Here is a 22,406-nt window from a genome sequence, read left to right on the forward strand (position 1 = left end):
AACTCAGGAAGAGACCCCAGGGAGAAATGACCATGACCGCCAGCATCGTCGGATGGGCGCATACGCCGTTCGGCAAGTTCGACACCGAAACCGTCGAAAGCCTCGTCACCCGCGTGGCCAATGAGGCGCTGGCGGATGCCGGCATATCGGCCGGCGATGTCGACGAGATCGTGCTCGGCCATTTCAACGCCGGCTTCTCGCCGCAGGATTTTACCGCCTCGCTGGTGCTCCAGGCCGACCCCAAGCTGCGCTTCAAGCCGGCGACCCGGGTCGAGAACGCCTGCGCGACCGGCTCGGCGGCCGTGCATCAGGGCCTGCGCGCGATTGCCGCAGGCGCGGCCAAGATCGTGCTGGTCGTCGGCGTCGAGCAGATGACGCGCACGCCGGGCCCGGAGATCGGCAAGAACCTGCTCAAGGCGTCTTACCTGCCCGAGGACGGGGACACGGTCGGCGGCTTCGCCGGCGTGTTCGGCAAGATCGCCAGCTCCTATTTCCAGAAATACGGCGACCAGTCCGATGCGCTGGCGCTGATCGCGGCCAAGAATCACAAGAACGGCGTCGCCAACCCCTTCGCCCAGATGCGCAAGGATTTTGGCTTCGACTTCTGCCGGGCCGAGAGCGAGAAGAACCCGTATGTCGCCGGTCCCTTGAAGCGGACCGATTGCTCGCTGGTCTCCGACGGTGCCGCCGCGCTGGTGCTGGCCGACGCCGAGACCGCCAAGGGCATGAGCAAGTCGGTCGGCTTCCGCGCCACCGCCCACGCCCAGGACTTCCTGCCGATGAGCAAGCGCGACATCCTTCAGTTCGAGGGCTGCACGGTCGCCTGGCAGCGCGCGCTGGAGCAGGCGGGCGTGACGCTCTCCGATCTCTCCTTCGTCGAGACCCATGACTGCTTCACGGTCGCCGAGCTGATCGAATATGAAGCCATGGGCCTGACGCCGAGGGGGCAGGGTGCCCGCGCCATCAAGGAAGGCTGGACGCTCAAGGACGGCAAGCTGCCGGTCAATCCGTCCGGCGGCCTCAAGGCCAAGGGCCATCCGATCGGCGCCACCGGCGTCTCCATGCATGTGATGACCGCGATGCAGCTCGCCGGACAGGCGCCCGAGGGCATGCAGCTCAAGAACGCAAAACTCGGCGGCATCTTCAACATGGGCGGTGCGGCGGTCGCCAATTACGTTTCCGTGCTGGAGCCGTTGAAGTAAGCTCAGTCCTGTAGGGTGGGCAAAGGCGCCATGCGCTGTGCCCACTTCTTTCTTGCGCTAGATCATGGTGAGCACGCTTCGCTTTGCCCACCCTACGGCTCCTGGTTGGTTTGCGGGAAAAGCATCATGAGCAAGGACTACGAAACTTCACTGTCGATGGATGCCCTCAACGATCGCATCGCTATCCTCGAGGATAACATCCGCCAGCTCATCGAGCAGGCCGCTGCCGCCTCGGGTGAGCAGAACGAGTCGCGGATCGCCGACCGCATCAATCAGCAGAACGACGAGCTCGACCGTCTCATCAAGATCCGCGAATCCCGCCAGAAGAAATAGCGGGCGATATCGCCGCGCGATGCATGCCGCCATACGCCGGTCGCCCTTGCGCGAGCGGCGACACTGCCGTTAGCTGGACCGAAATCGCTGGGCGCTTGAGCCCTGCGCAATCGGGAGCGAACGATGGGGCCGCTGAAGGGCATCAAGGTCATCGACATGACCACCGTGCTGATGGGGCCTTATGCGACCCAGATGCTCGGCGATTACGGCGCCGACGTCATCAAGGTGGAATCGCTCGACGGCGACGTCACCCGCCTGATCGGCCCGACGCGGCACGCCGGCATGGGCCCGGTATTCCTCAACACCAACCGCAGCAAGCGCTCGATCTGCCTCGACCTGAAGAAGCCTGCGGGGCGCGATGCCGTGCTACGGTTGCTGAGGGACGCAGACGTGCTCGTCTACAACGTCCGTCCGCAGGCGATGGCGCGGCTTCAGCTCGGCTACGACGTCGTTTCCGCGATCAATCCACGTCTCGTCTATGCCGGCGTGTTCGGCTTCGGGCAGGACGGGCCCTATGCCGCAAAACCCGCTTATGACGATCTGATCCAAGGGGCGACCGCGCTGCCGGCGTTGATGGCGCAGACCGGCGACGGCGTGCCGCGCTATGTGCCGAACGCGCTGGTCGACCGCATCGTCGGCCTCACTGCGGTCGGTGCGATCTGCGCCAGCCTCGTGCATCGCGACCGCACGGGCCGCGGCCAGCGCGTCGACATCCCGATGTTCGAGACCATGGCCGGCTTCGTCATGGGTGACCACATGGGCGGGCTCACCTATGAGCCGCCGCTCGACAAAGGCGGCTACGCCCGCCACCTCTCGCGCGACCGCAGGCCCTACAAGACCTCGGACGGCCATCTCAGCGTCATCGTCTACAACGACAAGCAGTGGGAGAATTTCTTTGAGGCGACGGGACGCGACGATCTGCGCGCCGACCCCAAATTCGCAACCTTCGCCGGCCGCGCTGCCCATATCGACGTCGTCTATGCCGAGCTCGCGCGCATTTTTGAGACGCGCACCACCGCCGAGTGGATCGAGCTTTTGACCAAGGCCGACGTACCGGTCATGCCGATGCACGACCTCGCCTCGATCCTGCACGATCCGCATCTGGAGGCGACGAATTTCTTCCCGGTCGTGGAGCATCCGACGGAAGGCCCGATCCGCAGCATGAAGGTGACCGCGAGCTGGTCGGAGACGGAAGCCGAGCCGGTGCGGCTCGCGCCGCGGCTCAACGAGCATGGCGCGGAGATCCTGCGCGAGATCGGCTATTCCGCCGACGAGATCGCAACCATGATCCGCGATGGCGTGACGCGACCCGTGCCGGAGTAGGGGGTGATGATGCCTCTCTCAACCGTCATTCCGGGGCGCACTCCACTTGGAGCGCGAGCCCGGAATCCATTTATCCTCGGAACATGTTGCACGATGGATTCCGGGCTCGCGCCTCAAGAAGGCGCGCCCCGGAATGACGACGGAGGAGCATGCTCATGAGCTTCATCACCGGCGTCGGCCTCACGCCTTACGGCAAGCACGAATGCTCATCCTCGCTCGACCTGATGAGCAAGGCCGCGCAAGCCGCGCTCGACGATGCCGGGCTGAAGCGCACTGAAATCGACGGCATCCTCTGTGGCTACTCCACCGTCTCGCCGCACATCATGTTGGCGACCGTTTTCGCCGAGCACTTTGGCATCCGCCCTGCTTACGCCCACGCCGTCCAGGTCGGCGGCGCCACGGGCCTCGCGATGACGATGCTCGCCCATCATCTCGTCGAGGCAGGCGTCGCGCGCCACGTCCTCGTCGTCGCCGGCGAGAACCGGCTGACGGGCCAGAGCCGCGACGCTTCGATCCAGGCGCTGGCGCAGGTCGGCCATCCCGATTACGAGGTGCCGCTCGGCCCGACCATTCCAGCCTATTACGGCCTCGTCGCCACCCGCTACATGCACGAATACGGCGTGACCGAGGAGGACCTCGCGGAGTTCGCGGTGCTGATGCGCGCACACGCCCGCACCCATCCCGGCGCGCAATTCCACGATCCCATCACGGTCGCCGACGTCATGGCCTCCAAGCCGGTGGCGATGCCGCTGAAGCTGCTGGATTGCTGCCCAGTGTCCGACGGCGGAGCTGCGTTCATCGTCAGTCGCGAGCAAACCGGGGCGGCGGGCGTGCGCATTCGTGGCTGCGCGCAGGCCCATACCCATCAGCATGTTACGGCCGCACCCGGCCTCAGCGAACTCGGCGCCGAAATCTCGATCGCGCGCGCCAAGGAGGCCACGGGCCTTGCGATCTCCGACGTGCGCTATGCCGCCATCTACGACAGTTTCACGATCACGCTCGCGATGCTGCTGGAGGATCTCGGCCTCGCCGGCCGCGGCGAGGCTGCAGCCCGCGTACGATCAGGCCATTTCAGCCGTGACGGCGCGATGCCGCTGAACACGCATGGCGGCCTGCTCAGCTATGGCCATTGCGGCGTCGGCGGCGCCATGGCGCATCTGGTCGAGGCGCATTTGCAGATGACGGGACGGGCGGCGAATCGGCAGGTGCGCGATGCCTCTGTCGCGCTCCTGCACGGCGACGGCGGCGTGCTGTCGTCCCATGTCAGCATGTTCCTGGAGCAGGTGCGATGAGCGAGCGTCTGGCCGACTGGACCAAGGGCGAACAGGCCATCACCTACCAAACCTGCGCCGCATGCGGCCATGTGCAGTATTTCCACCGCGCCTTCTGCGCCGCCTGCGGCGTGTCCGATCCGCAGGAAGCGCGCGCCAGCGGCAAGGGCAGGGTGTATGCGACCTCGCTGGTCTGCCGCGCCGCGACGCCCGAGACGCGCGCCCACGTGCCCTACAACATCCTGCTGGTCGATTGCGCCGAGGGTTTTCGCATGATGGCGCATGGCGAGAACGGGCTTGCCATCGGCGATTCGGTCACCGCGAGCTTCAAACCCTTTGCCGGCAAGCTCGTGCCGTTCTTCACCAAAGAGAGATAGTGGGATTGGATGCTGTAGCCCGGATGGAGCGCAGCGAAATCCGGGGTTCTCACCTTCGCGGGTGGATTTCCCGGATTGCGCTTCGCTTCATCCGGGCTACATGGACGAGCAGTGGGATTCGTCATTCGGGGGCGGTCCAAAGGACCGAGCCTGGAACGGGATTCTGGGCCTGGCCTGTGCGAGGGCCACCCCGGAATGACGAAAACTCTGAAACGCTTAACTCAACGCCCGTAGAACAAGATGCTGGCGATGACGAGCATCGCCGTCACCGCCAGCATATGCGCGAGCGCTCCCGAGGCCGCCCCCTTGGTGGCTTCCTTCATGCCTTGTTCTCCCTAGACTTGGGCGTGACTCATCGTTGCGTGGTGAGCGCAAAGACGGCCAATTGTTTTACTCGAAACACCCCACTCACGAGTACCCACCGCAATTTGTCCCCACGCGGCGAATATCGACTGTGTCAGGGTCGATCAGCAATGCGGCGGCAATTTGACTCGATGATGTTGCTCCTGCGTCGGCGCAGGAATAGAGTTTCGGGGAACTCTCACCGGCAACGACAACAAGCATCAAAAGCCCAAGAAAACTTTAGAGACAAACTTCCGGGAAAACTTCAGGAAAATCATGGCCCGCATTCAGTACAGCGATCCGTCCAAGGCCTCCGACCGCACCCGCGAAATCCTCGACAAGAACCGCAATGCCAATATTTTCCGCATGATGGCGCACTCGCCGAGCTATTTCGAGCAGTACTGCCGCCTTGGCGGCGCCATCCGCCACAAGGGCGAGCTCGATCCGGTGGTACGCGAGCTTGCGATTACGCGTACCGGCATCCTGTGCGAGGCGCCCTACGAGATCGTCGCGCACAAGCGCATCGGCAAGAATGTCGGTGTCACCGACGAGCAGAACGAGGCACTCGCAAACTGGCAGGCGGCGAGCTGCTTCAACGAGGTGCAGCGCGCCGCGCTGGCCTTCACCGACGAGATCGTGAAACTGAACAAGCCGACGGATGCGACCTTTAAGGCGATCGCATCGAAGCTGACGCCGGCCGCGCTGGTCGAGCTCCAGCTCTCGGTCGGCTTCTACATCATGACCTCGAAATTCTTGCAGACGTTCGAGATCGACCTGCAGCCGGTGACGGAAGTGGTGGGCTGATCAGATTAGAAGCGGCGAGGAATGCCGATGACGATCGATGAATATGCGGCCTGGGCCGCGAGCATTGCGAAAGTCGAAGAGCATCCGTCCAACGAGCGGCTGTCCTATCTCGGTCTCGGACTTGCCGGCGAAGCCGGCGAGGTCGCCGATCACATCAAGAAGCTGCTCCGCGACGGCTGGCTGGATCAGGCGGGTCTCGTCAATGAGCTCGGCGACGTCGTCTACTACTGGGCGTGCCTGTGCGCGGCCACCGGCCAGCAGCCGTCCGAAGTGCTCAAGACCAGCGCAGCCAGGATCAACCGGCGGCTGAGCGAGGCCGCGAGCCGCTGAGGCAAGCGTGAGCCGGAGGCCCCGGCCACCTCTCCCCGTCGGGGAGAGGTGAAGAGCTCGGCCACCGCTCACGTCGACGTCAGAATATCCACCTTGGCGTTCGCCACGATCAGGCGGTCGGCCAATAGCTGGGCCAGATTGCGCATGATGCGCTCGCTGGCGCGCGGGTGCTGCTCGCGGAAGCGCTCGAAATCCTTCAAAGGCACTTCGAAAACGGTCGCTGCCATGTCGGCGAATACGTCGGCAGAGCGCGTTGCCTCCAGCAGCGCCATCTCGCCAAAGGCCATGCCGGCAGTGAGTGTTGCCAGCCTGACGCCATCGGGCAGCGTGACGTGGACCGCGCCGCTGCGCAGGAAGAACACGGCATCGGCGAGGTCGCCGGTCGTGACGATCTTTGCGCCGGACGGATAGTTCCTGACGGTGGAGATTGCGGCGAGATTGGTCAGCTCGTCCTCGCTCAGTCCCGCGAGAAGCGGCTGCTCGGCAAGCTCGGTGGTCTCGTGGAAGTCGATCGAGCCACCATAGCGGTAGACGATCTGGTCTTCGGCCCATTCGATCGCGGTGTCGAGCAGGTAGAAGTCGCGGACGTTCTTCAGCTCCGCCGTCCATTCCCGCAAGCTGTCCCATTCCTTGGAGGCGCGCCTGACTCCCGACAGCACCACCGTGACGTTGAGTGCGGCGAGCTCTTCGAAGGCTTCGGCGATCAGTCGCGCACCGGCACGCGTGGTGGAGGTGACGCGGTGCAGATCGAAGATCACGAATTGCGGCCGCGGCCGGCCTGCGAGCCGGCGCGAGATGTAGTCGACGGCCGACAGCGACAGCGTGCCGACCAGCTCGATGACCCGCACCTCCTGCTCGTGCGCCGCCAGAATCTCGCGCTCCTGCGGCCGGCGCACGCGCCGCGACGGGCTCTTGCCGATGTCGTAGTCGGCGATGACGGCGTTGCGCGCGTCGTCGCTGCGGTTGAGCATGTGCAGATCGTAATGCGAGGACAGCGCCTCGCAGACCTTGATGCCGCGCACGCTGTTGCCGTGCTTGTCGAGCTTGGGCGAATAGCTGCCGAGCCCGAGCCGGGCAGGGAGTGCGGCGAGGATGCCGCCGCCGACGCCGCTCTTGGCGGGGATGCCGATCCGGTAGATCCATTCGCCGGCATAATCGTACATACCCGACGATGTCATCACCGAGAGCGTGCGCGAGATCGCGTAGGGCGTCAGCACCTGTTCGCCCGTCACCGGATTGATGCCGCGATTGGCGAGCGTCGCCGCCATCACAGCGATGTCGCGCGCTGTGACCAGCACGGCGCATTGGCGGAAATAGACGTCGAGCACGGCCGCGACGTTGTCCGAGATCACGGCGTTGGTCTTGAGGAGATAGCCGATGGCCCGGTTGCGGTCGCCGGTCTGGCTTTCCGAAGCATGGACCGCCTCATCGACGGCGAGATCGCGTCCGGCGAAACGGCTGAGCGCAAGACGGATCTGCTCGAAAGCGTCCGCGCCCTTGCTGTCGTAGATCAGCCCGGTGCAGGCGATCGCGCCGGCATTGACCATCGGGTTGAACGGATGGTTTTCGGCATTGAGCCGGATCGAGTTGAAGGGGTCGCCGGAAGGTTCGACGCCAATCGCGCTTTCGACTTTGCCGGCTCCCAAAAGGTCCAGCGCCAGCGCGAACACGAACGGCTTGGACATCGACTGGATGGTGAAGGGCACCCGGCTGTCGCCGACTTCGTAGACATGCCCGTCCAGCGTCGCGAGGCCGATGCCGAAATGGGCAGGGTCGGCCTTGCCCAGCTCGGGGATGTAGTCGGCTACGCTGCCTGAGGTCTCGGCCGAGAATTCGTTGAGGCAATTGTCCAGAAACCGCAGCAAGGGCGGTTTCGAGCGGGTCCAGGCGGAGGCGGCGGGCGATAGCGGCTTCATCGCCTCACTTGTGCAACGCAATCAGGGCGCGCGCAACCCGTCCGGCACGATGGTCTGCCGGCGGACTAGGACAAGGGCGAGCAGAGCCGTGGGTGCGAGGATCGCAAGGCCAAGCAGCGTCACCTGCATCTGCGACAGCGGCATGATGCCGCCGCCGGGCGTCGCGACCACGAAGCCGCCGATCACCAGCAGCACACGGATCGGCCATTCCAGCGCGCCAGCGCCGCGCAAGTCGCCGACGAAGGGCTGGTAGCCCTGGATACCGCCGCAGATGAACAGCGTGCCGAACGCGGCAAGCCCCATCAGGCCGAGTCCGGCGAGGTATGGGCTCGGCCCCTGCAGCACCAGCGCCGGATTGAGCACGAAGAAGAATGGGATGAAATAGATGATGCTGCCGACCCACATCGATTCCCACCCGGTCTTCATCGCCGGCGAGCCTGCGATTCCGGCGGCGGCGAACGAGGCGATGGCGACCGGCGGGGTGATCGACGACAGCATGCCCCAGTAGAAGATGAACATGTGCACGGCCATGCGATTGAGCCCGAGCTTCTCCAGCGCGGGCGCGACCAGGATGGCGAGGAAGATGTAGCAGGCCGTCGTCGTCAGGCCGAGGCCGAGGATCAGGCTGGTGAGGGCGCACATGCCGAGCAGCAGGAAGGCATTGTCGCCGGCAATATGCAGGAGATCGTTGGCAAGGCTCGACACCACGCCGGTCATCGAGAATGCGCCGATCAGCAGGCCGCAGCCGGCGAGGATGCCGACCAGCTCGACGAAGGTGCGGCCGTTGACCTCCAGGAACTTGCCGATGGTCGCAAACGTCCAGCGCGTGTCCTTGGAGAAGAACTGGTTGAGGACCAGCAGCAGCGCTGTGGCGTAGAACGGCGCGTGGCTCTCGCGCTTGAAGTAGAGCAGCATCACGATCAGGAGCGCGATGACAAAGACGTAGTACCAGCCGTCCTTGATCGTATCCATGATGCGGGGCAGCTCGGCGCGCGGAATCCCCTTCAGCCCGTGGCGCGCGGCATAGGCATCGACCTGCATGAACAGGCCGACGTAATAGAGGGCCGCCGGAATGATCGCGGCGAGCGCGACATCAGCGTAACTGACATTGAGGAATTGCGCGATCACGAAAGCAGTCGCACCCATCACCGGCGGCGCCAACACCGCGCCGGTCGAGGCGCAGGCCTCGATCGCACCGGCATAGGATGCGCGAAAGCCGCTCTTCTTCATGACGGGAATGGTCATGGTACCGGCGGTGAGCACGTTGGAGATGATCGAGCCCGACATCATGCCGAGCAGGCCGCTGGCAAAGATGCAGACCTTCGCCGCACCGCCGCGGAAGGTGCCGCACAGCGCGAAGGCGAGGTTGATGAAGAATTTTCCGGCCCCGGTCATCATCAGCGCGGTGCCGAACACCAGGAAGCCGATCACGGTGTCGGCGAAGGCCTGGATCGGAATGCCGAGCAGGCTCTCGCCTGAGAGTACGTGGTAGGCGGTTGCTTGCTCGAGCGTCGATTGGGTGCCGCGGAACGGTCCGAGCCAGCTGGATTCGGCGAACAGCGGATAGACGGTGAAGGGAAAGACGCTCAGCAGCAGGCTCCAGCCGCCGGTGCGGCGCAGCGCTTCCATTAGCATCACCCACATCACGAGGCCCGCCGCGATCACGCTGTTGGGCGCGCCGCCGAACTCCCAGCCGGCCTCAGCCGCCTTGCGGACGTTGGACATCAGCATCAGCGCCGCCGCGAAGGTCGCGACGAACAAGACGAGGTCGTACCAGGGAATGCGGTCGAGCGGGGCACGTTCAGTCCCTGGGAAGATCAGGAAGGTGAACGGCAGCATCAACGCGATCAGGAGATAGAAATATTCCGTGTTGAGTTGGGTGTAGCCGACGAAGAAGCGCAGTGAGAATTGCTGGTTGATGCAGAGCAGGATGGTTGCCGCCGTCGCAACCACCAGCGTCCAGCGCCAGGCGCCGCGCAGCGTGCGCACGCGCGTGACCTCCGCCTCCTGCATGTTGGCGGCGGCGCCGTGCGGATCGTCGAACACGATCCGCTTGGCCTCGTCCTGCGGGCCGGTGGAGGTGGAAGCAGAAGGCATCATCGATCCCGCGTGTGGGCTATTGAACGCTGGCTAATGCGAATGGGTGTTGTTTTGCATCGATCGCGTCGCGGGCTCGCTCAACCTCTCCCGCTTGCGGGAGAGGTCGGTCGCGCCAGCGCCGGGTGAGGGTTTTCTCCTCTGGGGGAATCCCGCCGTGGAGACACCCTCTCCCAACCCTCTCCCGCAAGCGGGAGAGGGAGCGCACTTCGCGCGCGGCAACGATCAAACCCAACAGCATCGCGTTCTATTCCTCAAATCCATTCGGCATGTCGGCCTTGGCGAGCGCTGCCGCGCGGGCCTTCATCCAGCCGTCGAGAAATGCCTTGTCATCCGATGGCGGATTGGACTTGCCGTACGCCGCCCACGCCGCGCCAAGCACCTCTTGCCGCTTGATCAGCTTGTTGTTGTGCGCCTCCTGCGCATCGCTCCATTGTCCGGCCTCTTTCAGCGCCTTCACCGCACCGGGATGCACCGGCACCACCCAGTTCTTGGTCTGCCGGTCGGCGGCAAGACCGCCGGCGCCGGGTGCAGAGTCCTTGTAGGCGTCGTAGTTCACGATCATCGCTTTGGTGATCGCATAGACCTGATCGGCCGGCTGCGAGGCGTAGGCGACGAAGATCGGGTAGGGATAGTTGCCGAGTTCTACCGGTTTCTCCGGCGAGATGCCGGCGCCGCAGGTCGCAAGCTGCGGGAAGAAGAACGAGCCGACCTTCTGCATCCGTGCCCAGCCTTCCTTGTCCTTGGCGGGGAGCGGCGGCCAGATCAGGCCGCGCGGCGAGGTCTCGGCCTCCTTGGCGGGGCCAGTGATGGTGGTGCCGAATGCGGCATCGACGTCGTTGTTGATCAGGCCCTTCCACATCGCGCCGTAGCTTGCGAACTCGACGGCCTTGACGTCCTTCTGCGTCAGCCCTGCGAAGGCGAGCACCGCGAGCGAATTCTGGTTCAGCGCCGGCGAGCCGACGACGAAGCCGACGCGCTTGCCTCTGAGGTCCTTCAGCTCCTTCACACCGGTGTCGGCGGCGACGCCGAGCGAGCCGCAATTGCAGTCGACCGTCGAGAGCAGGATCTGGAGCGGCTGCGGCCCCCATTCCTTCGATCCGAACTCGAACACGCCTTCCTGCGCGAAGTAAGTGCCCGATCCCATCGCCGCGGAAGCCGCGCGCTTGGCGCGCAGCGGCGCGAGGCGGGCGACATCGTTGCCTGCGGGGAGGACGCGCACGTCGGTGCCATATTTGTCCTTCATCATCTTGCCGACGCCGACCGCGATGTTGAAGCCGGCGGTGCCGGTGTCATAGGCGGTGAACGTCAATGTCGCCGGCAGCTTGATATCCTCGGCGAACGCATAGCGTGTAGACGCAAAAGAAATGCCTGCCACCAAGGCAGGCGCGAGCATGAGCAGCCCACGAAGCATGTTTTCCCTCCATCATCTTCGCTTAAGCGCGAAGACCTTCTTGCTTGAATCGGATCATGTCACCGGGCATCCGCGATGGCAACGCCGGAGCGCGAATGCAGAAACCAGGCTGACAGAATGTCGCGGAATCCAGGGATTATGCAGTCAGTTTGCGACGATCGCGATCGCTTGTCCCTCGGCAACGACGTCGTCGAGTTTCACCAGAAGCGACGTGATCGTGCCGCTCGCGGGCGACTGCACGGGTATCTCCATCTTCATGGCTTCGACGACTACAACGTCATCGCCATCTGCGACGGTTCCTCCAACCTGCACGGGAGTTGCGCAGATGCGCCCCGCGACCTCCGTGACGATCTTAATTTCTGGCATGCCATCGCCTTTTTGTTGTCGTCGCAAAATGCCTGAGGTAGCGTCGTCTGCAAGTGGAATTTAATTCCGCAGAGCGAAACAAGCTGGTAGGGAACATGGGACGACGATCGGAGCGGTTAAGTAGGCAAGGTGTCCTCGCTGGCGATGCCGGTGAGGGTGATGTCATCCAGGTGGTGTCGCGCGCGTTCGACGTATTGCGATGCTTCGAGGGCCACGAGGCGCGGCTCGGCAATCTCGAGATTTCAAATCGCTGCGGCCTGCCGCGCTCGACGGTGTCGCGGCTCACGCACACGCTGACGCGGATGGGCCAGCTCGTCTACCTGCCGCGCGATCAAAAATATCGCATCGGCCCGAGCGCGGTGGCGATGAGCGCCTCGATGATGAAGGGCGCGCAGCTGCGCAGCATGATTCGCCAGCGGCTTCAGGAAGTCGCCGAGCAGCTTCCGGGCACGGTCGGCTTCGTCGTTCCCGATCGCTTCCATCTCGTTTATCTCCAGTTCGCACGCTCGGCGAGCGCGCTCGGCCTGCACGAGGGCACCGGCAGCCGCATCTCGATGGCTTCGACCGCGGCTGGCGCAGCCTACACCGCGGCACTGGCGCCCGAGGTCGGCGATGCCTTCATTGCGGACATGGAGCGGGAGGCCCCCGAGGCTGCGAAGATCCTGAGGCCCCGCATCGAGGCCAACCGGCAGTCGCTGCGCGAGCGCGGTTATGTCGTGGCCTGCGGCCTGTGGAGTCCGCACATCAACGGGCTCGCGGTGCCGATCTGGTCGCCGCAGTACCAGACCTTCGTCGTCATCACGATCGGCCTGCTGGCTGCAATGTATGACGAGCAGCGGCTGCATGACGAAGTCGCCCCGTTGATGCTCACGCTCGGCCGCTCGCTCGGCAGCCTCATGGAAGGCGCGGAGGGCGATGCCTTCAACAACCGTCTCTCGCGTAAGCCGGTCGCAATGGCCGTGCGCAACAATAACAAGCCGATCAACTCGGAGGGAGTGAATGAACTGGAAGCCGGAACTCGACGAGCTCACCCGGCGCGAAGCCTTCGCGCGGGAGATGGGCGGCGTTGACAAGGTCAAGCGACAGCATGACCAGGGCCGGCTGACTGTTCGGGAGCGCATCGACGGACTGATCGACAAGGGCAACTTTCACGAGATCGGTGCCGTCTCCGGCATCGGTGAGTACGATTCCAGCGGCGAGCTGCAGAAGGTGACGCCGGCGAACTGCGTGTTCGGCCGCGCACGCATCGACGGCCGTACCGTGGTCGTGGTCGGCGACGATTTCACGGTGCGCGGCGGCTCGGCGGACGCGTCGATCTCGGCCAAGCCGCTGATGGCGGAGGAGATGGCGCACGACTTCCGCCTGCCCATCGTCCGCATCGTCGAGGGCTCCGGCGGCGGCGGCTCGGTCAAGACCATCGAGACCAAGGGCGCGGCCAATCTGCCTGGCGGCATCGGCGGCACGCGCTGGTATCGCTTCACGACGGAGAACCTGTCGCGCGTGCCGGTCGTCGCGCTCGGCCTCGGCTCCGTCGCGGGCTTAGGTGCCGCGCGTCTGGCCGCCAGCCACTATTCCATCATGACCCGGAAGTCCGCGATGTTCGTGGCGGGCCCGCCGGTGGTGAAGGCGCTGGGGCAGGATCTGTCGAAGGAAGAACTCGGCGGCGCCGACATCCAGACCCGCGCCGGCGCGATCGATCACGCGGTCGAGACCGAGGAGGAGGCGTTTGCCTGCGCGCGGCGCTTCCTGTCGTATTTGCCGTCCTCGGTTTACGAGCTGCCGCCGACGTTGCCCTGCACCGACAATCCGGAGCGCACCGAGGAAGCGCTGCTGAGCGCGGTGCCGCGCAACCGCAAGCAGGTCTATAAGGTGCGGCCGATCATCGACGCCGTCGTCGACAAGGGCTCGTTCTTCGAGGTCGCCAAGAATTTCGGGAAGCCTGTTATCGTCGGTCTCGCGCGGCTCGAGGGCAGGGCGGTGCTGCTGCTCGCCAGCGACAGTTTTCATTATGGCGGCTCCTGGACCGCAGATGCCTGCCAGAAGGTGGTGCGCTGGGTCGACTTCGCCGAGACCTTCCACCTGCCGATCGTCTATCTCATGGACTGCCCCGGCTTCATGATCGGCCTCGATGCCGAGAAGGCCGCCACCATCCGCCACGGCGTCCGCGCCATGGCCGCGGTGAACCAGACCACCGTGCCCTGGTGCACGGTGATTCTGCGCAACGCCTTCGGCGTCGCCGGCGTCGTGCATCAGCCCGCCGACCGCTTCTCGATCCGCTACGCCTGGCCGTCCGCCTATTGGGGTTCGCTGCCGCTCGAAGGCGGCATCGAAGCCGCCTACCGCGCCGATATCGACGCGGCCGAGGACAAGGTCGCGAAGCTGAAGGAGATCGAAGCGCGCCTCAACAAGCTGCGCTCGCCGTTCCGCTCGGCCGAAAAGTTCTGGGTCGAGGAGATCATCGATCCCAGGAAGACGCGATCATTGCTGTGCGAGTTCGCGCGCCTCGCCGAGCCGCTGCGCAAGGCAGGGCCGCCGGAGAATTTTTCGATCAGGCCGTAGCGCTCAAGCCGTGATTGCAGCGGTCGGGCGAGGAACCTTTCCCCGCGTGCCGCATTCGTCGCGCATGAGGAGCTTGTATTTCGGCATCGGCGCTCTCGCCGGCGCGCTGGTCCTCCTCACGATTTGGCTGGGCCAGCACGAACGGCAAGCGTCAATCGATCGTCTCGAGCGATGGGAAATTCCCCACGCGCCTGCGCGCTAGCTGGGGACACTTGACCGCGGTTTGCAGCGACATAGCCGTCGCTGATGCACAATTGGTCAAGTCTCAGTTTCGACGATACGCCATTCGTTTTCTGCGAGTTAATCGTTCCGGCCGCTACGTCTGGTTTACAACGGTTGCGGAGGCCAGCCCGCAAATGCAACCACTTTCAGCCGCTCTTTAGGCCGATTTCAGCCAAACTGTTATTGGTTGCTCGCTGCGGGGCAGGGATCTCACAATTTGGAGCCCTGCAATGTTCAAGTCAGTTCTTTCTGCGTGCCTTTTCGTTGCCTTTAGCTCTATCGCTTCCGAAGCCCGGCCCTATCGCATTCATCAAGCACCTGAATGCAACGTCACGATGCCCTGTGACTTCTCGTATTCCCAAACCCGCTCAGAGCGGACGTCCAGATCCTCACTACAAGCCTATCGCTCGACGCAACTGACAGTGACCGACGCAGGCGGCGCCGCGGCGACGAGTGTCTCCGGCACGCGCATCATCGGAGGGCGGCCGGCTGGTTGCCCCTCATCCTTCTGCGGCTGCGGCGCGGCTCTGCGCGTGTTCGGGCGTGTGGTGCCGGAATTGAATCTCGCTGCGAACTGGCTGCGCTTTCCGCGTACGTCACCGGCACCGGGAATGGTCGCGGCCCGGCGCGGGCATGTCTTCGTCCTGGAGCAACACCTCGGAGGCGACATGTGGATGGCCTACGACGCCAATTCGGGCGGTCACACAACGCGAATGCATGCGCGCTCGCTGCGGGGCTACACGGTCGTCAACCCGCGCGGCTGAGAAGATGGCAGGATTGCCCGGCATCAACTAGAGCCGTCACACTTTGCCGAAATTCGCGGTGGTCGACAACCAGGGCCGCGTCAAGGGCGTGCAGGGCCTGCGGGTCGTCGACGCCTCGATCTTCCCGGTGGTGCCCTGCGCCAACACCAATTTCCCGGTCCTGATGTCGGCGGAAAAGATCGCTGCTGCGATCCAGTGAGCTGCAAGCGTTCTTCCGGGATTAACAGCGGCTTGCCGGAGCAGCCGCGGGCCCTCCGCGTCTCAGGCCAGATGCGCCAAGCTAGGCCAGGATGCCGCCATCCGACCGTCCGGATGCTCCTGCCCGCAATCTCTATGATCGCGTTTATGCGGCGTTAATGATGCTTTCTCAATATGAGACATCTCAATTTGTCGCGGTCCATGTTTGTGGATTGCACGTAAGTGTTGATTAAGAAGGCCAAATCCATATTCCGGCCTGCGATGCGCGGGGGTCGGCGTGAGGAATGCTGCGCCTCGTCCATCACGGGATTTCAGGAAGTATTTTTGCCGCTACGCGGCAATCAGGATGAAGGTCATGCTCCGCCGGGTAGTGCTCCGTTTCGCCAGAGATCGGAAGGCCAACGTCGCCATTATCTTCGCGCTCATGATGGTCCCGACCGTCTTTCTCCTGGGCATGACGCTGGATTACACGCTGGCCTTGCGCAAGCGCGAGCAATTGAACGCAGCCGCCGACGCCGCCGCGATCGCAGCCGTGCGGCCGGCGATGCTGACGCAGACCGACACGTCCGTGGTCAGGGCGACCGCGGAAGCCGTCTTCGCAGCGAAGGCGAATCTTCCCGGCCTGTCGGCGGTCCCGACGCCAACGGTCACTGTCACCGATTCCGGTCTCGCGCGGACCATCACGGTGTCCTACACCGCGGAGTCCATCAATAATTTCCCCGGCGTCCTCGGCAAGCAGACCTGGCAGGTGGCCGGTTCGGCGACGGCGAAGGCGTCGAGCGCGCCCAATATGAATTTCTACCTGCTGCTGGACGACTCGCCGTCGATGGCGATCGCAGCGACGCAGACCGACATCAACAACATGATCGCTGCTACGAGCAGTCAGCCTTCATACGCGAGAAACTGCGCGTTCGCCTGTCACGAAGTCCATCCCAATAACCAAAACCCGAGTTCGACCAACAAGGATAATCTCACCGTCGCACGCAATAAGAACATCACATTGCGAATCGATCTCGTGACCAATGCCGTCAAGCAATTGCTCGTGGGGCCCTGGTCGTGCCCGCAATCGGGTGTTTCGGGCGGCGTCATGCAGTGCATGGCGGCGCTCAACAACACCACCTACAAGGCCGCCATCTACACCTTCGACTACAATTTCAACACGATCCAGACGCTGACGACCCCCACGACCGCGGGCACGATGATCGGCAACATTCAGCTCATGACGGTGGATCACCAGAACTGCGTCATTTACGGCAATTGCTCCACCGACTACGGCTCGGACATCTCAGGTGGGCTGACAGGCGTCAACGGCGTCATGCCCGCCCCTGGCAGCGGCACCAACCAAGCCGGCGATACGCCGCAGGAGGTGGTGTTCCTCGTGACCGACGGGGTTGAAGACAAGCTGATCCCGAAGACTGCAAGCTGCGATCCGAATGCCACCTATCCGCTTCCAACCGTCGGCACCACGCAAGTGCGCTGCCAGCAGCCGCTCAATACCGCGGCATGCACGACGATCAAGAACCGCGGCATTCGCATCGCGGTTCTCTACACCGAGTATCTGCAGCTGCCGACCGACAACTGGTACAACACGCGCATCGCGCAATTCAATAATCCGTCCTCGTCCACGGGTACGATCGCGCAACGGCTGGAATCGTGCGCCTCGCCCGGTCTGTACGCGAGCGTTCAGACCGGCGGCGACATTTCCGCGGCGCTGACCAACCTTTTCCTCAAAGTCGCGTCCAGCACAGCCAGCCTCGTGCAGTAGAGAAGAAGCGCCATGATTGGCCCCGCCGCAACAACCAAGAGCCGCCGCAATCGCTGCGCCGCGTTCGCGCGGGATAGGAGGGGCGCCACGGCCGTCGAATTCGCGCTGGTCGCTGCGCCGTTCCTCGCGCTCATCATCGCGCTCCTCCAGACGTTTCTGGTCTTCTTCGCCCAGCAGATGCTCGAATCCGTCGTGCGCCAGTCGGCGCGCCTCGTCATGACCGGGCAGGTTCAGTCCGCGAAGATGCCGCAGGCGGTTTTCAAGCAAAAGGTCTGCGATCAGATCGTTATCCTGTTCAATTGCAGCGGCCTGATGGTCGACATGCAGGTGGCGACTTCATGGACGTCCGCGAACACGGCGATGCCGACCCTGACCTTCGACGGCTCGGGCAACGTCACCAATACCTGGCAGTACGATCCGGGCGACGCCGGCGACATCGTCGTTCTCCGCGTCATGTATGTGTGGCCGGTCGTGCTCGGGCCGCTCGGTTTCAATCTCTCGAATCTCAGCAACGGCAACCGGCTGATCATGTCGTCCGCCGCGTTCCAGAACGAGCCAGGAGCTTCCTGATGATTTCCGCCCTGTCGTCTCGCGCTCGGCACCTGTTGACCGATGTCCGCGCCGTTGCAGCGACGGAGTTCGCCATGGTGGCGCCATTCATGCTGGTGCTCTATGTCGGCGGTGTCGAGCTCGGCAACGGCCTCGCCATGAACGTCAAGGTCAGCGCGACCGCGCACAGTGTCGCCGACATGATCACGCAGAACACGGCGGTGACGTCGTCTCAGATGGACGGTATTCTCGCGGCGGCGACCGCCATCATGGCCCCATATCCTACCAAGAACGGCTCGACCTCCTTGATGACGATCACGGTCTCGGAAGTGTCGACCGACAGCACGGGGAAGGCGACGGTGCAGTGGAGCAAGTCGACGAGTTCCTCGGGAGCGCGAACCGTCGGTCAGCAGATGACCTTGTCATCGTTTACCGCGCCGAGCGGTACCAGCAACGCCAACATCTCGCTCATTCTGAGTGAGGTGTCCTACGACTATGCGCCCAACCTCGGCTTCACCATCGCCGGCACCGTGAAGCTGTCCGACAGCTACTATCTGTTCCCGCGTTGTTCGACCAACAGCCCGGCCACCTCGAGCTTTCCCTATTACGACGTGAAATATCCGGCGACGTCGACCTGCACCTGCGTCCAGCATTTGCAGCAGAAGACCTGTTGATCACCGGTCACAGCCGCAGCACCTTGCCGGGATTCATGATGTTTTGCGGATCGAGCGCGCGCTTGATCGTGCGCATGATGTCGAGCTCGGTCTTCGAGCGGTAGTGACTGAGCTCGTCGAGCTTGTCGATGCCGATGCCGTGTTCCGCCGAGATCGAGCCGCCCATGGAGGTGATGAGATCGTTCACGGCCCGCGTGATGGCGCCCTTGTATTGGGTCAGCGTCTGCTGATCCATGCCCTTGGGCCCCATGAACGAAAAATGCAGATTGCCGTCGCCGATGTGCCCCAGCGGATAGGGGCGAATGGTCGGGAGAATGCCGAGCACGGCCTTGAGCCCCTTGTCAATGAACTCCGGAATCCTGGAGATCGCCACTGAGACGTCGTAGCTGAGCCCAGGTCCCTCGGCCCTGGAGGCCTCGGCGACGCCCTCTCGGATGCGCCACATGTTGCGCGATTGACTGATCGTGTGCGCGATCGTCGCATCGAGCACGCGGCCGGCTTCGAGCTGATCGGCCAGAAACTGCTCCATCTTCTCGGACATGCCCTCAGTCCCGTCCCGGCGTGGGCGCGCGGACGACCATTCGAGCAGAAGGTACCATGGCGTATCCGCCTTGAGCGGATCCTGTGTGCCGGGAATGTGACGCAGCACCATGTCGATGGCGCTGCGGCTCATCAGCTCGCAAGAGCCGACATTATCCTCGGACGCTGCGTGCGCTTCGGATAGGACCTCCAGGGCTGCGCGCGGATCGCGGATCGCCAGCCACGCGGTGCAGACGTCCTTCGGCGCTGGCCATAGCTTGAGGACGGCCTTGGTGATGATGCCGAGCGTGCCTTCGGCGCCCATGAACAGATGCTTGAGGTCGTAGCCCGTGTTGTCCTTCTTGAGCGCACGCAGTCCGTCCCAGACATCGCCATTGGGCAGGACGACCTCAAGCCCCAACACGAGATTGCGGGCATTGCCATAGCGCAGCACCTGCACGCCGCCGGCGTTCGTCGACAGATTGCCGCCGATCATGCACGAGCCCTGGGCGCCAAGACTGAGGGGCAGGAACCTGTCGTGACTGGCCGCGGTCTCCTGCAGCGTCTGCAGCACGCAGCCGGCCTCGACCGTCATCGAATAGCCGACGGGATCGACCTCCAGAATGCGGTTCATGCGGCCGAGCGACAACACGATGCCGGTGTGCGCAGGCCAGGGCGTTGCCCCACCCATCAGGCCGGTGTTGCCGCCCTGCGGCACGATCGCGACGCCTTGCTCATGGCAAAGCCGGACCACTTTGGACACTTCCTCGGTGCTGCCTGGACGAACGACGCCGCCAGCACCCCCGACCAGCAATCCGCGCCAGTCCGTCACGAACGGCTGCTTGCCGTGCTCGTCCTCGATAAATCCCTTCTCGCCCACGATCGCGCGCAACGCATCGCGCATCTCGGTGGTCAAGGGAGCGGTCGGGATGGCGGGAAGGGACGACGGGAAGGCAGCCGGCATTTGTTTCCTCTGGCGCATCTTGGTGTGCACTGCGCACGTGGCGTGCGTCGGGGCATTGTCCACGTTTGCGCCGGGGAGTCCAGCGACGTCGCTTGATGTCAGCCGGGCAGGGGCCTAGTGGATGATCTGGTTCAGGAAGCCCTTCGCCCGGTCCGTGCGGGGAGCTCGAAAGAACGTTTCAGGATTTGCCTCCTCAACGATGCTTCCACGATCCATGAAGACCACCCGATCGGCGACTTCGCGGGCGAATCCCATCTCGTGCGTCACGCAGACCATCGTCATGCCATCTCGCGCCAGCTCCACCATGGTGTCCAGCACTTCCTTGACCATCTCAGGGTCGAGAGCGGATGTCGGTTCGTCGAACAGCATGATCTTGGGCTGCATGCACAGCGCCCGCGCGATCGCGACGCGTTGCTGCTGACCACCCGACAATTGTGCGGGATACTTGTCTGCCTGATCCTGAATACGGATCTTCCGCAGCAAGCCGAGTGCGCGATCGCGCGCTTCTGCTTGCGACAGGCCGCGAACCTTCATCGGAGCCAGCATGCAGTTCTCGGCCACCGTGAGATGCGGGAAGAGGTTGAAGCTCTGAAACACCATGCCGACTTCACAGCGCACACTGTTGATGTCGGCGACGCGGCTGCTCAACTCGACGCCGTCGACGATGATCCGGCCTTCGTCGTGCTTCTCGATATGGTTGATGCACCGGATCAGCGTCGACTTGCCGGAGCCGGAAGGGCCGCACAGAACGATTTTCTCGCCCTTGCCGACCTCGAGATTGACGTCGTTCAGCGCAGTGAACGTGCCGAACCTTTTCACGACATTCTCGACGACGACAATTGCGCCGGGCTGCGTGGCATCGCTCAAATTCTCTCGAGGCATGTTGTCTCCCAAATTCGAGGCGTTATCGCGATGTGGCGAGAGCGTATCGTTTGCGAAGGGCAGCGACACACTGGGAAGCTGCAGAACTTATGGCGAGGTAGGCCACTGCCACGACCAAGTACATTTCGACGAGGCGGCCGTTGAGCTGCGCAAGCTTGGAAGCCGCGCCCAGAAGATCCGTCAGCGAAAGCACGTAAACCAGAGAAGTGTCCTGAAACAGGATGATGGTCTGGCTCAGGATGATCGGACTGGCCACGCGCAGGACCTGCGGGAGGACGATATGGCGGTAGGTATCATAGGTGGACAATGCGAGTGCCTGGCAGGCCTCGAACTGGCCTTTGTTCACGGCCCGCAGCCCGACGCGGATGATCTCGGAGTAGTAGGCCGCCTCAAACAAGCCGAAGGTGATAAAGGCGGTATAGGTGGCGCCGATCGGGATCGGGCGGCCGTTGCCGCTGAGATGCCCAAGCACGATTGGCACCAGGAAGAAAAACCAGAACAGCACGAGGATCAGCGGGATCGACCGGATGACCGCAACGTAGCCGCGGATGATCTGGGCGAACAGCGGAATCTCGAAATGCTGTACGAGCGCAAGGCAGGTCCCGAGAACCATGCCGATGGCGAATGCGGCGGCCGTGAGCGCAAGCGAGAAGAGCAGGCCCGACCAGAGATAGGGCCAGGATTGCGCTAGAATCGAGAAATCGAGGGTGTTCATTTCACGACCTCCATGGCACCGGGCAGAGCGCCGCTTTGCTGCATCTCGGCGGCCAGATCCTGGCCAGCAGTGAGCTTGACGGGAGCGCTCCCCGGAATGCGGACTGCTTTGTCGATGAACGTCATGGCCTGATACGCAACGAGCGCCAGACAGAGGTAGATGATCGTCGCCGCGCCAAATGCCGAGAACGTCTGGAACGTGGCCTCGCTGATCTGACGCGCCTGCGCGGTGAGCTCCATCAAGCCGATCGTGAGTGCGACCGAGGTGTTCTTGTATATGCCCATCACCTCGCTGGTGAGGCTCGGCACGATGAGGCGCAAGGCCTGCGGCACGACAACATATCGATAGGTGAGGTAACCACTGAGGCCGAGAGCATTGGCCGCCTCGATCTGTCCCTTTGGGAGTGCTTCGATACCCGCCCGGACCTGCTCGGCTATTCGGGAAGCCGTGTAGAGTCCAAGGCAAAGGAGTGCCGGGAAGAACGATGCCCAGGGCGGCGGAATCTGCTTGATGGCATCGCCCAGCGCGGTGGGCACGACCTCCGGGAAGACGAAGTACCAGAGGAACATCTGCACCAGGACGGGGATGTTTCTGAATATCTCGACATAGAGCCGGGCCAGGATCGAAAAGAAGCGATTCTGGACTGTACGGCCCACGCCGACGACCACACCGATGCCGAAGGCGATCCACCAGCCGAAGAAGGCCAGAGCCAGCGTCCAACCGAGACCCGACACAAGCCAGTCGATATAGCGCTGGCCGTCCGCCGTCTGTTCAAAAAGCACTCCGAACATCGCGAGCCCTCAGGTTGCAGGTGCGAACG

At 63.6% G+C, this 22,406-nt stretch carries 21 protein-coding genes and 1 pseudogene; 14 read left to right on the top strand and 8 right to left on the bottom strand.

Annotated elements, in window-relative coordinates:
• The first annotated feature begins 32 nt into the window (after positions 1-32).
• From LRP30_RS16955 to LRP30_RS16985, 7 genes are all read left to right on the top strand, one after another.
• Positions 33-1,202, top strand: coding sequence for an acetyl-CoA acetyltransferase (locus LRP30_RS16955; RefSeq protein ID WP_128938612.1), 1,170 nt, complete (start codon positions 33-35; stop codon positions 1,200-1,202).
• Between the two features lie 126 nt (positions 1,203-1,328).
• Entirely contained in the window at positions 1,329-1,535 is a 207-nt protein-coding gene (locus tag LRP30_RS16960; protein WP_091888505.1) for a hypothetical protein, read from the top strand.
• A 123-nt stretch (positions 1,536-1,658) separates the two neighbouring features.
• Entirely contained in the window at positions 1,659-2,858 is a 1,200-nt protein-coding gene (locus tag LRP30_RS16965; protein WP_249761093.1) for a CoA transferase, read from the top strand.
• 155 nt (positions 2,859-3,013) lie between these two features.
• Positions 3,014-4,150 carry a thiolase family protein gene (locus LRP30_RS16970; RefSeq protein WP_249761094.1) on the top strand — a complete coding sequence of 379 codons (1,137 nt, stop codon included), beginning with the start codon at positions 3,014-3,016 and terminating at the stop codon, positions 4,148-4,150.
• Positions 4,147-4,506 (top strand): OB-fold domain-containing protein, encoded by a 360-nt coding sequence (locus LRP30_RS16975; RefSeq protein ID WP_128938615.1) that lies wholly within the window; start codon positions 4,147-4,149, stop codon positions 4,504-4,506. The genes LRP30_RS16970 and LRP30_RS16975 overlap by 4 nt, the downstream gene beginning before the upstream one ends.
• A 618-nt stretch (positions 4,507-5,124) precedes the next feature.
• Positions 5,125-5,652 (top strand): carboxymuconolactone decarboxylase family protein, encoded by a 528-nt coding sequence (locus LRP30_RS16980; protein WP_249761095.1) that lies wholly within the window; start codon positions 5,125-5,127, stop codon positions 5,650-5,652.
• Positions 5,653-5,679: 27 nt separating this feature from the next.
• Positions 5,680-5,982 carry a nucleoside triphosphate pyrophosphohydrolase family protein gene (locus LRP30_RS16985; protein ID WP_164934466.1) on the top strand — a complete coding sequence of 101 codons (303 nt, stop codon included), beginning with the start codon at positions 5,680-5,682 and terminating at the stop codon, positions 5,980-5,982.
• A gap of 68 nt (positions 5,983-6,050) precedes the next feature.
• Here LRP30_RS16985 and glsA read toward each other — a convergent pair whose 3' ends face one another.
• From glsA to LRP30_RS17005, 4 genes are all read right to left on the bottom strand, one after another.
• On the bottom strand, positions 6,051-7,898 hold the full coding sequence (gene glsA / locus LRP30_RS16990; RefSeq protein WP_249761096.1) for a glutaminase A: 1,848 nt from the start codon (positions 7,896-7,898) through the stop codon (positions 6,051-6,053).
• Positions 7,899-7,919: 21 nt separating this feature from the next.
• Positions 7,920-9,995: a TRAP transporter permease gene (locus LRP30_RS16995; RefSeq protein ID WP_249761775.1), complete on the bottom strand. Its 2,076-nt coding sequence runs from the start codon at positions 9,993-9,995 to the stop codon at positions 7,920-7,922.
• A 247-nt stretch (positions 9,996-10,242) separates the two neighbouring features.
• Positions 10,243-11,409, bottom strand: a complete 1,167-nt coding sequence (locus tag LRP30_RS17000) for a TAXI family TRAP transporter solute-binding subunit (RefSeq protein ID WP_128938619.1) — start codon at positions 11,407-11,409, stop codon at positions 10,243-10,245.
• A gap of 144 nt (positions 11,410-11,553) precedes the next feature.
• Positions 11,554-11,775 (bottom strand): biotin/lipoyl-containing protein, encoded by a 222-nt coding sequence (locus LRP30_RS17005; RefSeq protein ID WP_128934384.1) that lies wholly within the window; start codon positions 11,773-11,775, stop codon positions 11,554-11,556.
• 95 nt (positions 11,776-11,870) lie between these two features.
• On the opposite strand from LRP30_RS17005, the gene LRP30_RS17010 reads away from it, so the two are divergent.
• The 7 genes and pseudogenes from LRP30_RS17010 (at position 11,871) to LRP30_RS17040 (ending at position 18,506) form a co-directional block, all read left to right on the top strand.
• Positions 11,871-12,845, top strand: coding sequence for a helix-turn-helix domain-containing protein (locus LRP30_RS17010; protein WP_164934467.1), 975 nt, complete (start codon positions 11,871-11,873; stop codon positions 12,843-12,845).
• Complete coding sequence (locus LRP30_RS17015) at positions 12,775-14,334, top strand: carboxyl transferase domain-containing protein (RefSeq protein WP_249761097.1); 1,560 nt, start codon at positions 12,775-12,777, stop codon at positions 14,332-14,334. The genes LRP30_RS17010 and LRP30_RS17015 overlap by 71 nt, the downstream gene beginning before the upstream one ends.
• Positions 14,335-14,786: 452 nt before the next feature.
• Positions 14,787-15,320: a hypothetical protein gene (locus LRP30_RS17020; RefSeq protein WP_249761098.1), complete on the top strand. Its 534-nt coding sequence runs from the start codon at positions 14,787-14,789 to the stop codon at positions 15,318-15,320.
• A 55-nt stretch (positions 15,321-15,375) separates the two neighbouring features.
• A pseudogene (locus LRP30_RS17025) lies at positions 15,376-15,519 on the top strand (GMC oxidoreductase); the annotation flags it as partial.
• A 354-nt stretch (positions 15,520-15,873) separates the two neighbouring features.
• A complete protein-coding gene (locus tag LRP30_RS17030) occupies positions 15,874-17,283 on the top strand; it encodes a pilus assembly protein TadG-related protein (protein ID WP_249761099.1) in 1,410 nt (469 codons plus the stop codon).
• Positions 17,284-17,295: 12 nt separating this feature from the next.
• Positions 17,296-17,853 carry a TadE/TadG family type IV pilus assembly protein gene (locus LRP30_RS17035; RefSeq protein ID WP_249761100.1) on the top strand — a complete coding sequence of 186 codons (558 nt, stop codon included), beginning with the start codon at positions 17,296-17,298 and terminating at the stop codon, positions 17,851-17,853.
• A complete protein-coding gene (locus LRP30_RS17040; RefSeq protein ID WP_128934380.1) occupies positions 17,853-18,506 on the top strand; it encodes a TadE/TadG family type IV pilus assembly protein in 654 nt (217 codons plus the stop codon). Before LRP30_RS17035 ends, LRP30_RS17040 begins: the two co-directional genes overlap by 1 nt.
• 7 nt (positions 18,507-18,513) lie before the next feature.
• Here the strand turns inward: LRP30_RS17040 and LRP30_RS17045 are convergent, their stop codons facing one another.
• The 4 genes from LRP30_RS17045 to LRP30_RS17060 all read right to left on the bottom strand — a co-directional run bounded on the left by LRP30_RS17045 (position 18,514) and on the right by LRP30_RS17060 (position 22,377).
• Positions 18,514-19,989, bottom strand: coding sequence for an FAD-binding oxidoreductase (locus LRP30_RS17045; RefSeq protein WP_249761101.1), 1,476 nt, complete (start codon positions 19,987-19,989; stop codon positions 18,514-18,516).
• 114 nt (positions 19,990-20,103) lie between these two features.
• Entirely contained in the window at positions 20,104-20,871 is a 768-nt protein-coding gene (locus LRP30_RS17050) for an amino acid ABC transporter ATP-binding protein (protein ID WP_276017373.1), read from the bottom strand.
• 22 nt (positions 20,872-20,893) lie between these two features.
• The gene (locus LRP30_RS17055; RefSeq protein WP_249761102.1) at positions 20,894-21,586 is read right to left on the bottom strand and encodes an amino acid ABC transporter permease; all 693 of its coding nucleotides are present in this window, start codon (positions 21,584-21,586) and stop codon (positions 20,894-20,896) included.
• Positions 21,583-22,377 carry an amino acid ABC transporter permease gene (locus LRP30_RS17060; RefSeq protein WP_249761103.1) on the bottom strand — a complete coding sequence of 265 codons (795 nt, stop codon included), beginning with the start codon at positions 22,375-22,377 and terminating at the stop codon, positions 21,583-21,585. The genes LRP30_RS17055 and LRP30_RS17060 overlap by 4 nt, the downstream gene beginning before the upstream one ends.
• Positions 22,378-22,406 lie beyond the last annotated feature (29 nt).

Source organism: Bradyrhizobium sp. C-145, assembly GCF_023375135.1.
GTDB classification, from domain to species: domain Bacteria; phylum Pseudomonadota; class Alphaproteobacteria; order Rhizobiales; family Xanthobacteraceae; genus Bradyrhizobium; species Bradyrhizobium zhanjiangense.